This window comes from Paenibacillus sp., assembly GCF_031177825.1.
In the GTDB taxonomy this organism is placed as follows: Bacteria; Bacillota; Bacilli; order Paenibacillales; family YIM-B00363; genus Paenibacillus_AE.
This window is the reverse complement of record NZ_JAPSKE010000007.1, coordinates 79,206-94,003: the sequence shown is the minus strand read 5'-3', so window position 1 is coordinate 94,003 and position 14,798 is coordinate 79,206. Positions and strand designations below refer to the sequence as shown.

At 62.8% G+C, this 14,798-nt stretch carries 10 protein-coding genes; 1 reads left to right on the top strand and 9 read right to left on the bottom strand.

The features are described from left to right. Positions 1-139 precede the first annotated feature (139 nt). Genes lpdA through pdhA form a run of 4 tightly spaced genes read right to left on the bottom strand, consistent with a single transcriptional unit; the run spans position 140 to position 5,002 of the window. Entirely contained in the window at positions 140-1,555 is a 1,416-nt protein-coding gene (gene lpdA / locus RIN49_RS10605) for a dihydrolipoyl dehydrogenase (protein ID WP_309120141.1), read from the bottom strand. A 6-nt stretch (positions 1,556-1,561) separates the two neighbouring features. After that, complete coding sequence (locus RIN49_RS10600) at positions 1,562-2,911, bottom strand: dihydrolipoamide acetyltransferase family protein (protein WP_309120140.1); 1,350 nt, start codon at positions 2,909-2,911, stop codon at positions 1,562-1,564. Positions 2,912-2,939: 28 nt separating this feature from the next. Then, entirely contained in the window at positions 2,940-3,920 is a 981-nt protein-coding gene (locus RIN49_RS10595) for an alpha-ketoacid dehydrogenase subunit beta (RefSeq protein ID WP_309120139.1), read from the bottom strand. Between the two features lie 2 nt (positions 3,921-3,922). Then, the gene (gene pdhA / locus RIN49_RS10590; RefSeq protein WP_309120316.1) at positions 3,923-5,002 is read right to left on the bottom strand and encodes a pyruvate dehydrogenase (acetyl-transferring) E1 component subunit alpha; all 1,080 of its coding nucleotides are present in this window, start codon (positions 5,000-5,002) and stop codon (positions 3,923-3,925) included. Positions 5,003-5,221: 219 nt separating this feature from the next. On the opposite strand from pdhA, the gene RIN49_RS10585 reads away from it, so the two are divergent. Then, the gene (locus RIN49_RS10585) at positions 5,222-5,959 is read left to right on the top strand and encodes an alpha/beta hydrolase (RefSeq protein ID WP_309120138.1); all 738 of its coding nucleotides are present in this window, start codon (positions 5,222-5,224) and stop codon (positions 5,957-5,959) included. A gap of 36 nt (positions 5,960-5,995) precedes the next feature. Here RIN49_RS10585 and RIN49_RS10580 read toward each other — a convergent pair whose 3' ends face one another. Genes RIN49_RS10580 through RIN49_RS10560 form a run of 5 tightly spaced genes read right to left on the bottom strand, consistent with a single transcriptional unit; the run spans position 5,996 to position 14,697 of the window. Further along, on the bottom strand, positions 5,996-6,868 hold the full coding sequence (locus RIN49_RS10580) for a sugar phosphate isomerase/epimerase family protein (protein WP_309120137.1): 873 nt from the start codon (positions 6,866-6,868) through the stop codon (positions 5,996-5,998). A gap of 43 nt (positions 6,869-6,911) precedes the next feature. Next, entirely contained in the window at positions 6,912-7,931 is a 1,020-nt protein-coding gene (locus tag RIN49_RS10575; RefSeq protein WP_309120136.1) for a glycoside hydrolase family 18 protein, read from the bottom strand. Further along, positions 7,928-9,271, bottom strand: coding sequence for a glycoside hydrolase family 125 protein (locus tag RIN49_RS10570; RefSeq protein ID WP_309120135.1), 1,344 nt, complete (start codon positions 9,269-9,271; stop codon positions 7,928-7,930). The genes RIN49_RS10575 and RIN49_RS10570 overlap by 4 nt, the downstream gene beginning before the upstream one ends. 15 nt (positions 9,272-9,286) lie before the next feature. Next, positions 9,287-12,394: an alpha-mannosidase gene (locus tag RIN49_RS10565; RefSeq protein WP_309120134.1), complete on the bottom strand. Its 3,108-nt coding sequence runs from the start codon at positions 12,392-12,394 to the stop codon at positions 9,287-9,289. After that, a complete protein-coding gene (locus RIN49_RS10560) occupies positions 12,391-14,697 on the bottom strand; it encodes a glycoside hydrolase family 3 N-terminal domain-containing protein (protein WP_309120315.1) in 2,307 nt (768 codons plus the stop codon). The genes RIN49_RS10565 and RIN49_RS10560 overlap by 4 nt, the downstream gene beginning before the upstream one ends. Between the last annotated feature and the right edge of the window lie 101 nt (positions 14,698-14,798).

The following is a 14,798-nucleotide window of genomic DNA, read 5'->3' as shown; positions in this document are numbered from 1 at the left end:
TAAGCAGAGTTGCGATTGGGGCGCCATGCCCTAATTATCGATGCGTCACGCCGCGAAAATCGTCCCGTCGCCAAATAGAAAACGCCGCCTTGCGAGTCCAGCTCGCAAAACGGCGTTGCCTTGACGGGGGATCCCCGGTTTACTTGTTCATCTGATGCACGCTGTGTCCGAGCGCGCCTTCCGCCGCTTCCATGACGATCTCGCCGAGCGTCGGATGCGCGTGAATCGTCAGCGCGATGTCTTCGAGCGTCGCGCCCATCTCGATCGCGAGGCCGAGCTCGGCGATCAGGTTGGACGCCTCCGGTCCGACGATCTGCGAGCCGACGACGACGCCCGTATCCTTGTCGGCGACGATCTTGACGTACCCATCTGGGTTGTCGAGCGCGAGCGAGCGGCCGTTCGCGCCGAACGAGAAGCGGCCGGTCAGGACGTTGAAGCCCTTCTCCTTCGCTTCCGTCTCGCTGAGGCCTACGCTTGCGATCTCCGGATCGGAGAATACGACGGCCGGGATAACCTTGTAGTCGATCACGCTGTCCATGCCCGCGATCGCTTCCGCGGCGATCTTGCCTTCGTACGACGCCTTATGCGCGAGCGCCGCGCCCGGCACGATGTCGCCGATCGCGTACACATGCTCGAGGCTCGTGCGGCATTGGTTGTCGATCTCGATCAGACCGCGGTCCGTCATCTTCACGCCGATCGACTCGAGGCCGATGTCGTTCGTGTTCGGCCGACGGCCGACCGTAACGAGCACATACTCCGCCGTCACCGACTTCTCCTCTTCGCCGACCTTGAACGTCACGGTGACGTCCTTGTCGGTCTGCTCGGACTTCTGCGCGAGCGCGCCGGTGAAGATGTCCGCGTCGAGCTTCTTGAGATTCTTCGACACGAGCTGGCTCAGCTGCTTCTCGAAGCCCGGCAAAATATGATCCGCGCCCTCGAGAATCGTCACCTTCGAGCCGAACTTCGCGAACGTCTGACCGAGCTCGACGCCGATGTAGCCGCCGCCGATGACGACCAGGCTCTTCGGAATTTCCGTCAGCGCGAGCGCCTCGTCGGAGGACAGGATGCGTCCGCCGAACGGGAACGGCTTCAGCTCGATCGGGCGGGAGCCCGTCGCGATGACGCAGTGCTTGAACTCGTACCGCGTCGTGTTGTCGTCGCCGCTCGTGACCGTCACGATGTTCGGCGCGTTGAAGAACGCTTCGCCGGAGACGATCTCGACTTTATGCCCTTTCAGCAGCGAACCGACGCCGCCCGTCAGCTTGTTGACGACGGACTGCTTCCATTCTTGCACCTTCGAGAAGTCCACCTTCACGTCCAAGGCCGTAATGCCGATGTGGTCGCTGTGCTTCGCTTGCTCGTAGCGGTGCGCCGCGGAGATAAGCGCCTTGGACGGGATACAACCCCGGTTGAGGCAGACGCCGCCGACTTCGCGGCGGTCGACGATGACGACCTTCTTGCCGAGCTGCGCGGCCCGGATCGCGGCGACGTAACCGCCGGGGCCCGCGCCGATGACGATGACGTCGACTTCCGTACTGAACGTTCCGACTACCATCTCGCGTTACACCTCCATGATCAAGAGCTCCGGATCTTCCAGGAGACGCTTGATGTGATTCATCGCGTTTTGCGCCGTAGCGCCGTCGATGAGGCGATGGTCGAAGCTGAGCGACAACGCCATCAGCTGGCCGACGACGATTTCGCCGTTCTTGACGACCGGCTTCTCCGAGATGCGGCCCGTACCGAGGATCGCCACTTCCGGGAAGTTGATGACCGGCGTGAAGAACATGCCGCCCGCCGAACCGATATTGGTGATAGAGAACGTGCTGCCCTTCATCTCGTTCGGCGCCAGCTTGCCGTCGCGTCCGCGCGTCGCGAGGTCGCGGATTTCGCCCGCGATGCTGTAGATATTCTTCCGATCGGCGTCGTGCACGACCGGTACGATGAGACCGTTGTCGGTGTCCGTCGCGATGCCGATGTTGTAGTACTTCTTGTAGACGATCTCGTTCGCCGCTTCGTCTAACGTCGAGTTGAGGATCGGGTATTCGCGAAGCGCCGCGATGAGCGCCTTGACGATGAACGGCAGGTACGTCAGCTTGACGCCGCGCTTCTCCGCCATCGCCTTCGCGCGGGCGCGAAGCTGCACGAGCGCCGTGACGTCGACTTCGTCCATGATCGTGACGTGCGGAGCCGTATACACCGACTTGACCATCGCGGCCGCGATCGCCTTGCGGATGCCCTTGAACGGCACGCGCTCTTCGACGCGTTCGCCCGCGACGACGGTCTTCGCGGCGGCTGCAGCCGCCGGTGCGCCCGCTTCCGCAGCCGCGGACGGAGCCGCTGCCGCAGGCGCCGCGCCTGGAACGAAGCCCAGGACGTCTTCCTTCGTAATGCGGCCGTGCTTGCCCGTCGCCGTAACGAAGCCGAGGTCTACGCCTTTCTCGCGCGCCAGCTTGCGTACGCTCGGCGTCGCCAAGACGGCGCCCGGAGCGACAATGTTGCCCGGCGTGCCGCCGTCAGCCACCGAACCCGGCTTCACGGCTTCCGCCGCCGCCGGAGCCGCCGCAGGGGCGACCGGTGCCGGAACGACCGGCGCGGGAGCCGCTGCGGGCGCGGGAGCCGCCGCCGGCGCTTCGCCGTGACCGCCGCCATGCGCGGAGACCGGCAGCTCGCCTTCCGCGTCGATGACCGCGAGCAGGTCGCCGACGACCGCTACGGTGCCTTCCGACACCTTCACTTCCTTAACGACGCCGGTGACCGGCGAAGGCACTTCGACGACCGCCTTGTCGTTCTGCACTTCCATCAAGATGTCGTCTTCCTTGATTGTGTCGCCGGGCTTTACGTGCCACTTCACGATTTCGCCTTCGTGGAGTCCTTCGCCGAGCTCCGGCATCCGATATTCGAACGTTGCCATACGGTTTGCGCGCCTCCTTTTCCTTAAATTAGAAGTCCAGTACTTGGTTCAAACCTTCGATGACGCGCTTCGGATTCGGCAGCCATTCGTCCTCGATCTGTCCGAAGGCGACGACCGTGTCCGGAGCCGCGACGCGGAGCACCGGCGCTTCCAGGTGGAGAATCGCTTTCTCGTTGATCTGAGCGATGATTTCCGCCGCGGCGCCCGCCGTCTTCTGCGCTTCCTGCACGACGATCGCGCGGTTCGTCTTCTTGATCGACTCGACGATGGTGTCGATGTCGATCGGCATGATCGTGCGCAGGTCGATGACCTCGACGCTCACACCGCGCGACTTCTCGATTTCTTCCGCCGCCTTAAGCGACGTGTGCACCATCGCGCCGTACGTAATGATCGTGACGTGTTTGCCTTCCTTGACGACGTTCGCCTTGCCGATCGGCACCGTGTATTCGCCTTCCGGCACTTCGGCGCGGAACGAACGGTACAGCTTCAGATGCTCCATGAAGAAGACCGGATCGTTGTCGCGGATCGCCGAAATCATAAGACCCTTCGCGTCGTAAGGATTGGATGGAATAACGACCTTGATGCCCGGCGTCTGCAGGAACAAGCCCTCGAGGCTGTCCACGTGCAGCTCCGGCGCCTTGACGCCGCCGCCGAACGGCGTGCGGAACACGATCGGCGCTTGGTACGCGCCGCCGGAACGATAGCGCATGCGCGCCGCTTGCGATACGATCTGGTCCATCGTTTCGAACACGAAGCCGATGAACTGAACTTCCGCGACCGGGCGGAAGCCCTGCACCGCGAGGCCGACGGCGAGGCCGCCGATGCCCGACTCCGCGAGCGGCGTATCGAATACGCGCGTCTCGCCGAATTCCTTCTGCAGCCCTTCCGTCGCGCGGAATACGCCCCCGACGTGGCCGACGTCTTCCCCGAACAACAATACCTTCGGATCGCGAGCGAGTTCGACTCTAAGGCCGTCGCGAATCGCTTCGATCAATGTCATGTTTGCCATGCTTATTTCTCTCCTCCCGCGCTATACAACTCGATTTGCTCGCGGATATGAACCGGAGGCTCTTCGAACATGCTCTCGAGCAAGCCCGCGATCGTCATCTTGTCGACGGACTCCGCGCGCTTGATTTGCTCCGCAACGTGCTCCTTCGCTTCTTCGATCGTCTTGTTCTCGTCTTCCTCGGACCAGAGGCCCTTGGACTCGAGGTAGCGGCGGAAGCGCACGAGCGGATCCTTCACTTCCCACTCGCCCTGTTCGTCCTTCGTCCGATACTTCGTCGGATCGTCGCCGGACATCGAGTGCGGACCGAACCGGTACGTGATCGCTTCGATCAACGTCGGACGGCCTTCCAGCGCGTGTTCGCGCGCTTCCCGCACCGCGGCCGTCACCGCGAGCACGTCCATGCCGTCGACCTGCACGCCGCGGATGCCCGCAGCGACAGCCTTCTGAGCGATCGTGCCGGCCGCCGTCTGCTTCGCGATCGGCGTCGAAATCGCGTATTGGTTGTTTTGCACGAAGAAGATCGCGGGCAGCTTGAACGCGCCGGCGAAGTTCATGCCTTCGTAGAAGTCGCCCTGCGAAGAACCGCCGTCGCCCGTGTACGTGATCGCGACGTTCTTCTTGCCCTTCAGCTTGAGGCCCATCGCCACGCCCGCCGCTTCGACGATTTGCGCGCCGATGATAATTTGCGGCATGAGGACGTGAACGTCTTCCGGAATTTGACCGCCGTGCTGGTGGCCTCTCGAATAGAGGAACGCCTGATACATCGGAAGACCGTGCCAGACGATCTGCGGCATATCGCGGTAACCCGGGCAGATGAAGTCTTCCTTCTCCAGTACGAACTCGCTCCCGATCATCGCCGCTTCCTGGCCGGATACCGGCGCGTAGAAGCCAAGGCGGCCTTGACGGTTCAGGCTAACCGCGCGCTGGTCCCAGACGCGGGTGAACGCCATGCGGCGCATCAGTTCGCGAAGCTGCTCGTCCGTAAACTTCGGCAGCATCTCTTCGTTAACGACCTTGCCTTCCGGCGATAACACTTGCAACGGCTCGATCTTGTCGAGCTTCACTTCGTAAGCGCGATTCATGGTTTTGCTGCTCACGTGGTGGTACACCTCGCTTAATAGTATATGAAACAGTTACTTGCATCAGGGAATACTGATGATGAAACAGCGTTAATAAATTATATAATACAATTTTCGAATTGGCTACTTTCCACGCGATAAAATTGATTTTTGCTGTTATAATAACAATATTGCATCCAATAATACAGATGGAACAACAGTGAAACAGAAGGGGTGATCCGCATGGCCGCGAACGACTACGCCCGCCGCACCGTGCTGAAAGAAGCGGTATTCTCGCAGGCGCTGGGCAAGGAACGAACGCTTCGGGTGTTCTTGCCGCCGGGCTACAACGAGCTGGTCTCGCACCGCATCGTCTACTGTCAGGACGGGGAGGAATGCTTCAACTTCGGACGCATCGCGACGCATGCGACCCGGCTTATTTTGGACGAAGGGTTCGAGCCGTTCCTCGTTGTCGGCGTCGACGTCGACATGCCGAACCGGACCGACGAATACGCGCCGGACGGGAGCCGTTTCGAGGCGTACAGTCGCTTTTTCCTCGAGGAGCTGATGCCGTTCGTGGAATCGCGTTACCCCGTCCGCACAGGCCCCGGGGATCGGGTGCTGGTCGGCGACTCGCTCGGCGCCACGGTCTCCTTACATCTTTCCCTACAAGTTCCTCATTCCATTCAGCGAGTGGTGGCATTGTCCGGGGCATTCCTCGGTTCCTCGTTGTCCGCGATCGAATCGACGGGGGCGGGGGAGTTGTCCTGGCTGCGGCTGTACCAGCTGATCGGCACGGAGGAGACGGCGGTGACGACGAGTCGGGGGACGTTCGATTTTCTCGAGGCGAACCGTCGGATGAGGACGTTGCTTGAGGCGAGAGGCGCGGGCGTGCATTATGTGGAAAAGGCCGGCAAGCATATTTGGGGCTTCTGGCAAGACGAACTCCCCGAAGCGCTTCGTTGGGCGCTCGGGGAGTAGCGGACTTCTATATAAGGGTCTTGTCTTCGATGTCGATCAGGCTTCTTCCCAGAAGCGGCGTACGTTGTCCATGGCGATCTTGGAAGCGGCCTTGCATTCCTCCATGCCTTCGAACTCTACGGTGATATTCCCGTCGTAGCCCGACGCCTTGACGAGCTTCACGATTTTGCGGATCGGGAGATCGCCGTGGCCGACGATCGCTCCGCGCAGGAAGTTGTCGTTCGCCGTCCGGAACCAGACGCCTTCGCCGGGATGCTCGTCGTACGGTCGGATGTAGAAGTCCTTGAAATGAATCAAGGACGCGTAAGGCAGGTTTTTCTTCACGCCGACGATCGGATCTTCGTCGACGCACAGGAAGTTGCCGATATCGAGCGTCGTCTTGAAGTTCGGACGGTCGACCGCCTGCAGCACGCGCTGTACGCGGTCGCTCGCCTGGACGCTGAAGCCGTGGTTTTCGATCGTCGTCGTGATGCCGAACTGCGCGGCGTAATCGGCGATGATCCGGCTTCCCTTAACGATCAGCGGCAAGCTCTCCTCGAACCAACGAATCGTCATGCATTCCTTCGGCAGCGTGAACGCCGTCACGTCGTGCCGCATATGCTTCACGCCCATGCGATGCACGACGTCGACGTGGCGTTTCACCCGAGCGATCTCCGCATCGAACGCCTCTTCCGTGTCCTGCACGAAGTTGGCGGGCATCGAATAGTTGGACAGCTCGATGCCGGCCGCTTTCGCCCTCTCGCGGATCGCGTCGGCGAGCTCGTGATTGTCCTCCACCGTATACCCGTACGGCACCATCTCCATATGCTCCCCGCCGTTCGCCGCGATCCAATCGACGACGTCCAAGACGGTCATCTCCCCGGACTTCAAAGCGTTCAGCAGGCTGTACGTGCTTAACCCGACTTTCATGCTTCGTCACACTCCCTATTTTGAAAATGACGCGAGATTCGCATTACAAATTCCGGTATAACGCATCGAGCAGCCGACCCGTCGGGTCGCATTTGTATTCCCAAAACATAACGCCGGCAAGCCGTTCGCGCTTGACGTAATCGCACTTCTCCCGCAGCGACTCCTCGTCGTCGTACGTGATGAACGTGCTTCCGTCGAATAAGTACGGCGCCTTCGCCTCGTCGTCCCAATAGCGGACGAAGCCGTTCTTATCGATGTACCGCTCGGCCAATTCGCCGTAGTCGGGTCCGTATCCGCCCGAGCCGGGGGTCATCTGAAGCAGTCCCCGGTTGACGTTCGGGACATCCTTCCACATGCGGGAATAAAACGCCGCGCCGATCGCCAGCTTCTCCCGCGGCACGCCCGCTCTCTCGAACAACCGAACCGACGCATCGACGCTGATGCGAAACAGATCGCCCGTAGGCGTATATAAATTCGTATGATGGCCCGTTAACGTCTGGAAGCCGCCCCGCATGTCGTACGTCATCAGCTGCACATAATCGAGGTACCGCTGCGCCTCGTTCATCTCGGTCCCGTCGACGTAATATTGATCGGCGCCCGCGGCGATCGTCAGCATGTACGCCCTGCCGTCCGACGCCGCCTTCCGGTCGAGCGCTTCGCGCATGTCCCGCAGCAGCAGCGTGAAGTTGCGCTTGTCGTCCGGAGAAGCGGCGATGCCGGCTTCGGCGTAACACGGATATTCCCAATCAAGGTCGATGCCGTCGAACGGGAACCGCCTCAGCACATCGACTGCCGACTCCGCCATCCGGCGCCGGCCGGCCTCCGTCGAAGCCGCCTCGGAGAAGCCGCCGGCGCTCCAGCCGCCGACGGAGAGCAGCATCTTGAGGGACGGGTGCTCGCGCTTCAACCGTTCGAGCTCGAGCAGATGTTCGAGATGGTCGATCCGGATTTCGTCGTCCCGGACATGACCGAACGCGACGTTCATATGCGTCAGCTTCCGCGCCGCGTCGCCCGTCAGCTCGGGCAGCGCGCGATCCCCTACGTATCCGATCAGGTAACTCATGCGCTCTTCCCTCCTTCTCCGTCCAATAAGCCCTTCCCCATCGCGCGGAGCACGAGCTGCGCGAACAGACTGTTCGACCAGGCGAACCACGACCGGGTGAACTTCGACGGATCGTCGGCGTGGAACCCTTCGTGCATGAAGCCGGTGTCGGCGTCGGTCGCTTCCAGCGCGGCGATCATCTCCAGCATCTCCGCGTCGTCGGCGGCGGTCAGCCCTTGCATCGACAACGCCATCGGCCAGATGTAATTCGGCGGCGTGTGCGGACTGCCGACGCCCTTGGCTGCGGTTCCTTCATAATAGAAAGGATTTTCCCGGCTCAGGACGAACCGCCGCGTGTTCAGATAGGTTTCGTCGTTCGCGTCGGCGTAGCCGAGATACGGGATCGAGAGCAAGCTCGGCGTCCCGGCGTCGTCCATAAGCGCGTAGTTGCCGAATCCGTCGGTCTCGTACGCGTAGATCTTCCCGTAGACCGGGTGGCGATACGTGCCGTACAGGTCGATCCCGTGACGAACGTCGTCCTCGATGCTCCTCATCTCGGCGACGAACGCTTCGTCGCGGTACACCCAGCGCGCGATGTCCTGCAGCTGCGCGAGCGAGACGGCCGCGAACATGTTCGACGGAATGTTGTAGTGGAACTCGCAGGCGTCGTCGCTCGGCCGGAAGCCGGACCAGATCATGCCGGTATAGTTGACCGGCATGCCGAGCCCGTCGTTGCGCAGCGTGTCGATCGCCGGACAGTTCCGGCGCATGAACCGGTACGGGGAACGTTCGAAGTGGCGCTGCTCCGTTTTCCAGACGTCTACGATGTTCCGCATGGCAAGTTTAAAGGATTCGTCGAAAATGTCCGTCAGGCCCGTTTCCTTCCAGTACGTATACGCGAGCCGCACCGTAAAGCAGAGCGAATCGAGCTCGAACTTCCGCTCCCACACCCACGGAGACATGTCGGTTTCGTCGTTCGCGTCCCAATGCCAGTGATTCGCGGCTTCGTTGAAGGCGTTCGCGTATGGATCGATGTTGATGTACATCGCATGGCGCCGGACGAGGCCGGCGACGAGGCGAGCCAGCTCCGGATCGTCCTTCGCGAGCGGCACGTAATGAATGAATTGCTCGACCGAGTCGCGCAGCCACATCGCGGGGATGTCGCCCGTGATGACGAACGTCGTGCCGTCGTCCATGCGCTTCGTCGTCGTCTCCAGCGTGTTCGGGAAGCAGTTGCGGAAGAGCCGCTGCAGTTTCGGGCGACCGGCTAATCTTCTCTCCGCCTCCGCCAGCGTCCGCCGAATCGCGTCCGGGAGCTCCAGGTCGGGGATGTTCGCCTTCGGCAGTCTGAATTGTTCCATGGGTTCGCGTTCCTCCTAAACCGCTGTATCCGGCGAAACGAGCTTCACCGTCTTGATTTCGAACGGGACGAACGACAGCTCGAACGCGCCTTCGTTATGCGTCAGCGCCTCGAGGTCGTCCTCCAGCAAGTTGACGACGGACGCCTTCGCGAGCGGCTGCGCCCACTGCACGCGGACCGTCTCCCGGCCGCCCGACGATTCGTAGAACCGCAGGATCGTGCCCGAGCCGTCTTCGGCCGCCTTGATCGCGTCGAGCACGACGTGTTCGGCGTCGAAGCGGATCCACGCATGCTCCGATGGCAACTCGCCTGCGTGCGCGGCGGCGCCGATCGCGACCGCCGGATGGTTCAGCTCCATCGCGCGGCGCGCGACGTGCGCGTCCCGCCAATCGCCTGCGTGCGGCAGCAGCGAATACGTGAACTCGTGCTCGCCTTGGTCTGCGTTCAAGTCCGGCCACGTCGGCGCGCGGAGCAGGCTGAGGCGCATCGTGCGGCCCTTGATGTCGTAGCCGTATTTGCAATCGTTCAGCAAGCTCACGCCGCCGTTCCGCTCGGATACGTCCGCCCACCGGTGGCCGCATACTTCGAATTGCGCTCGCTCCCAGCTCGTGTTGGTATGCGTCGGGCGCTCCAGAGCGCCGAACGGAATTTCGTACGCGGCCTTCGCGGCGACGAGGTCGACCGGGAAGGCGACCTTCAGCAGCTTGTGGCGCTCCGCCCAAGACACCTTCGTCTTGAAGTCCACCCGCCGCGAGTGGCGATACAGCACGACGTCCTGTCGGATGTCGGAGTCGTTCAGCCTCCAATGGAAGCGAAGCACGTCCTGCGTCTCGCCCCGCAACGCGACCTCCTTCGAGATCAGTTCGACGCCGCCCGCGCGCTGCGCTTCGAAGCGCGGATCGATGTCCCACGCATCCCAATACGTCGGCTTGTCGTGGAACAGCTGCAGCTCGTTCGCCTTGTCGCCCGGACGCAGCCACTCCCGCTTCGCGTCCTTGTCGTACCACCGGACGATCTCCCCGGCATCGTTGAATTCGAGCGTGTAGAAATCCGTCTCCCACGCGAGCGGGAACGCGCGATCCGCCGCGTCGTCCGCAGCCGCCGCCTCGGGCGCCGGGCGAAGCCAGATCGTCTTGTGGCCGAACGCGGGGATCGCCGGCACGTATACCGACAGCGTGCGCGATTCGCCCTCGACGCGCAGGTCGGACGCAAGACGTTCGCCTCGCGCGTCGTAAGCGGCAAGGCCGGCGAGCGCCGCGTCGCCCGCGATGTCGACGACGTCGCCGCGCGCCCAGCCGAGTCCGTTGAACACGACATAGGGCCGCCCTTCGCCGCGCGTGTCGACGCCGGCGGCAATCGCCTCGATCGACCCCTTCAGCGCTCCGTCTCCCAATGCGAACACTTCCTCGTACTCCGCCGCGGACGTGACGTACGCCTCAGGAATCGACGTACCCGGGATGATGTCGTGGAACTGGTTCAAGAGAATCAGCTTCCAGCCCGCGTCGAGCCGCTCTTTCGCTTCCCGGCCGGCCGCGCCGGCGAACCGTCCCCACAGCTCCGCTTCCCGGTACAGCGCTTCGGCCTTGCGGTTGCTGCGCTTATTGCGCGCGTGCGTCGTGTACGTGCCGCGGTGCAGCTCGAGGTACAGATCGCCGTGCCACTGCGGCAGCCGCGGCCGTCGTTTCCCTATACTATCGAAGAAGGCCGCCGCCGTGCTGAACCGGCTGACCGGCTGGCCGACCGCGAGCTCCGCGCGTCGGACGAATTCGACCATCTCGTCCGTCACGCCGCCGCCCCCGTCGCCGTGCCCGTACAGCAGCATTTGCTCCGGATGAACGTCCTTCTGTTTGTAAGACTTCCAGTGCTCGTCGACGTCCTTCGGCCGCGTATGCTCGTTCAGTCCGTGGTTGAGGTAGGCGACGACGGACGTGCCGTCGATGCCGACCCAGTCGAACAGATCGTACGGGAACGGGTTCGTGTCGTTCCAGTTCAGCTTCGTCGTCATGAAGTACGGAATGTCGGCGAGCTTCAAGATTTGCGGGAGCGACGCGCAGTACCCGAACGTATCCGGCAGCCACTCGATATTGGAACGCTTGCCGAATTCCGCTTCGTAGAACCGTTGTCCGTACAGGATTTGGCGGACGAGCGACTCGCCGCTCGGGATGTTGAGGTCCGGCTCGACCCACATGCCGCCGACGAGCTCCCAGCGACCTTCCGCGACGCGCGCCTTGATCTTTTCATACAATTCTGGGTACCGCTCCTTCGCGAACGCGTACAGCTGCGGCTGGCTCTGCGAATACGTGAACTCGGGGTATTCCTCCATTAACGTGCATACGGTAGAAAACGTCCGGCTCGTCTTGCGCACCGTCTCTCGCACCGGCCACAGCCAGGCGACGTCGATATGCGACTGCCCGACCATGTGCATGAAGCCGTCGCGCGCGTCCTCCGGCGCATCCTCGCGGACCTTCGCGAAGAGCGCCTCCTCGAACGACCGCACCCATGCGCCGTCCGTCCAGCGCTTCGGTTCGGCATACATCGCGTCCATCGCGTCATGGATCGCGCGCACAAGCCTCCCCCGCGTCAGGTCCTGCTCCGGCAGCGCCCGCAGCGCCTCGGCAAGCACGGCCACGCTGTATTTCAGGCTCCGCAGCGGCGCGTTGACGCGGACCAGCGCGGCGCGGACGCCGCGGATCGGCGGCTGGATGACGGCTTGCCGGTTCAGCGGATCGTGCGGCTCGGGGATCGGATCGTACAGTTCGATCTCGAGCTTCGGCGACGATCCGACCCGCTCCGGCGGCAGCGGCACGAACGTATGGTTCCGGTCGAGCCCGTGGTACGGCACGCCGTCGACGCGCAGCAGCCCTTCGCCGCCTCCCTCGAAGACGAGGCCGACGGGGTCGCCGGTCCATGTTGAAGGAATGTCGACGGTCTTGCTCATGAAGTACGTCGTGCCGTGCTTGCCGTCCAACGCGCCGATCGGCTGTACGCCGGCGTTCGTCTCGTCGAGCTCGTATTCGCCGGGGCGGAGATAGCGGGCTCGCTGCAGATGCCATTCCGGCAGCTCGACGACGTCCAGCCACATCTTCTCGGCTAGATCGGTTAGGAATCTATGGATTCGGATCATAGCTTCTTCTCCTCTTCCGTCACATATAGGCTGCAAGCCGTCAAATCGCGCGAGTGGCGGCCGACGAGCAGCCGGAATTCGCCGGGCTCGACGACGGGCTTCAAGTTCTTGTCGAGCAGCTGCAGATGCTCCGGTCCGACGCGGAACGTTACGGTTTGCGTCTCGCCCGGCGCAAGGCGTATCTTACGGAACCCCTTGAGCGCGATCTCGGGCCGCGTCACCGACGCCGTCACGTCCGACACGTACAGCTGGACGACTTCGTCGCCGGCGACGGCGCCGGCGTTCGTCACATCGACGCTGACCGTCGCTTCGCCGCTTGGCGCGATCCGCTCCGGCGAGACGCGGACGTTGTCGTATCGGAACTCGGTGTAGCTGAGCCCGAAGCCGAACGGATACGCCGGCTCGAGGTCCGCCTCGAGGTACCGCTTGCCCCGCGTGCGCTTCGAATGGTAGTACGCCGGCAGCTGGCCGACGCTCTTCGGAATCGTCACCGTCAGCCGTCCGGACGGGTTCGCATCGCCGAACAACAGGTCCGCGATCGCGTTGCCGCCCTCCTGGCCCGGGTACCACGCTTCAAGAATCGCGTGGACGTTCTCGTCGATCCACGGCTCCGCGATCGGACGGCCGTTGATGTAGACGACGATGACGGGCTTGCCGAGCTTATGAATTTCCTGCGCCAGCTCGAGCTGGACGCCCATCAGGTTCAGCGTCGAGCGGTCGATGCCTTCGCCGCATTCCATGTCGTTCCACGGATTATCCGACACGACCGAGGCGCCCGTCTTCAGGTCGATCGTGCCTTCGCCGAAGTCGCGCGCGCTCGACCCGCCGAGCACGAGGACGACGGCGTCCGCTTCCGCGGCGCACGCGAGCGCCGACTCGAAGCCTTCCCTGGAGTCGCCCTTAATGCGGCAGCCCGGCGCATACAGCACGCGGTCGTCTCCGAGCTTCGCGCGAACGCCGTCCAGCACGGTGACGATCTGGCCGCGCGGCTGCGGCGACGTATAATCCCCGAGCTGATTGTACGTATGGTTCGCGTTCGGGCCGATGACGGCGACTTTGCCGATTTCCTTGCGTAGCGGCAGCGCGCCGCCTTCGTTCTTCAGCAGGACGACGCCTTCCGTCGCGAGGCGTCTTGCAAGCCGCACATGCGCCTCGGAGCCGATCGAACGCTCGGCGAGGTCGGGGTCGACGTACGGACGCTCGAACAAGCCGAGCCGGAATTTCATCTCCAGCACGCGGCGGACGGCGGCGTTCAAATCGTCTTCCGACACGAGTCCTTGCTCCATCGCCGCGTTCAAGTGCTTGCGGAACATAAAGCCGGACATCTCCATATCGACGCCCGCCTTCAGCGATTGCGCCACCGCCTCTTCGCCGTTCGCCGCCGTATTATGGCCGTGGACGAGCATCTGGATCGCGCCGAAGTCGGTGATGACGAAGCCGTCGAAGCCCCATTCCTTCCGAAGCAGGTCGTTCAGCAAGTACGCGTCGGAGGTGCAGGGCACGCCGTCGATTTCGTTATACGCCGTCATGACGGAGGCGGCGCCCGCCTCGACCGCCTTCTTGAACGGGTACAGATCGATTTCGTGCAGCTCGCGTGCGCCCATATGGACGGGCGCCGCGTTGCGGCCGCCTTCCGAGCTGCCGTACGCCGCGAAGTGCTTCAGCGTCGCGACGATCGTCCGGTCGCTGTCGAGCGTATCGCCCTGCAGCCCTTTCATCGCTTGAACCGCGTACTCGCCGATCAAGTACGGATCCTCCGCGAAGCATTCCTCGGTCCGGCCCCAGCGCGGGTCGCGCACGACGTCGAGCACCGGGGAATACGTCGCCGCGCCGCCTTGACTGCGCGTCTCGAGCGCGGTCGCTTCGCACATCTCGCGGTACAGCTCGGGATTCCACGCGCTGCCGACCGACAGCGGCACCGGGAACACCGTCGCGCCGATCGCCATATGGCCGTGCGAGCACTCCTCGCCGAATAGGATCGGGATGCCGAGGCGCGAGTTTTCGATCGCATACCGTTGGATTTCGTTCGTGGCGATCGCGCCCTGCTTCGGCGACAACCCGGTTTCGAGCGTCACCTCCGTCCACGGGTCGGCGCGAAGCGCCCCGTAGAGCGAGCCGACGCCGCCCGCGGCGATGTCTTCCTTGAACGAATCCGTCACCGACACGGTGCCGTCCGCTTCCTTCTTATATGTCTTCCAGCCCATCGGCTGCACGAGCTGGCCGATCTTCTCTTCCCGCGTCATCCGGCCGAGCAAGTCGTCGACGCGATCCTGGATCGGCAGCGAGGCGTCCTTATATTTCATCGCGTGCATACAGAACCTCCTACAATAGGCGTTGTTATTTTTGTTATGTTATTATACAATAACGTTATCATAATCCCAGTCTATACCTTCGCCTCTCGACA

Coding starts and splice junctions, on each gene's coding strand:
- RIN49_RS10575 (WP_309120136.1), bottom strand. CDS start 7,931: ATGAGTTACCTGATCGGATACGTAGGGGATCGCGCGCTGCCCGAGCTG.
- pdhA (WP_309120316.1), bottom strand. CDS start 5,002: ATGAATCGCGCTTACGAAGTGAAGCTCGACAAGATCGAGCCGTTGCAA.
- RIN49_RS10595 (WP_309120139.1), bottom strand. CDS start 3,920: ATGGCAAACATGACATTGATCGAAGCGATTCGCGACGGCCTTAGAGTC.
- RIN49_RS10570 (WP_309120135.1), bottom strand. CDS start 9,271: ATGGAACAATTCAGACTGCCGAAGGCGAACATCCCCGACCTGGAGCTC.
- RIN49_RS10565 (WP_309120134.1), bottom strand. CDS start 12,394: ATGATCCGAATCCATAGATTCCTAACCGATCTAGCCGAGAAGATGTGG.
- RIN49_RS10585 (WP_309120138.1), top strand. CDS start 5,222: ATGGCCGCGAACGACTACGCCCGCCGCACCGTGCTGAAAGAAGCGGTA.
- RIN49_RS10560 (WP_309120315.1), bottom strand. CDS start 14,697: ATGAAATATAAGGACGCCTCGCTGCCGATCCAGGATCGCGTCGACGAC.
- RIN49_RS10580 (WP_309120137.1), bottom strand. CDS start 6,868: ATGAAAGTCGGGTTAAGCACGTACAGCCTGCTGAACGCTTTGAAGTCC.
- RIN49_RS10600 (WP_309120140.1), bottom strand. CDS start 2,911: ATGGCAACGTTCGAATATCGGATGCCGGAGCTCGGCGAAGGACTCCAC.
- lpdA (WP_309120141.1), bottom strand. CDS start 1,555: ATGGTAGTCGGAACGTTCAGTACGGAAGTCGACGTCATCGTCATCGGC.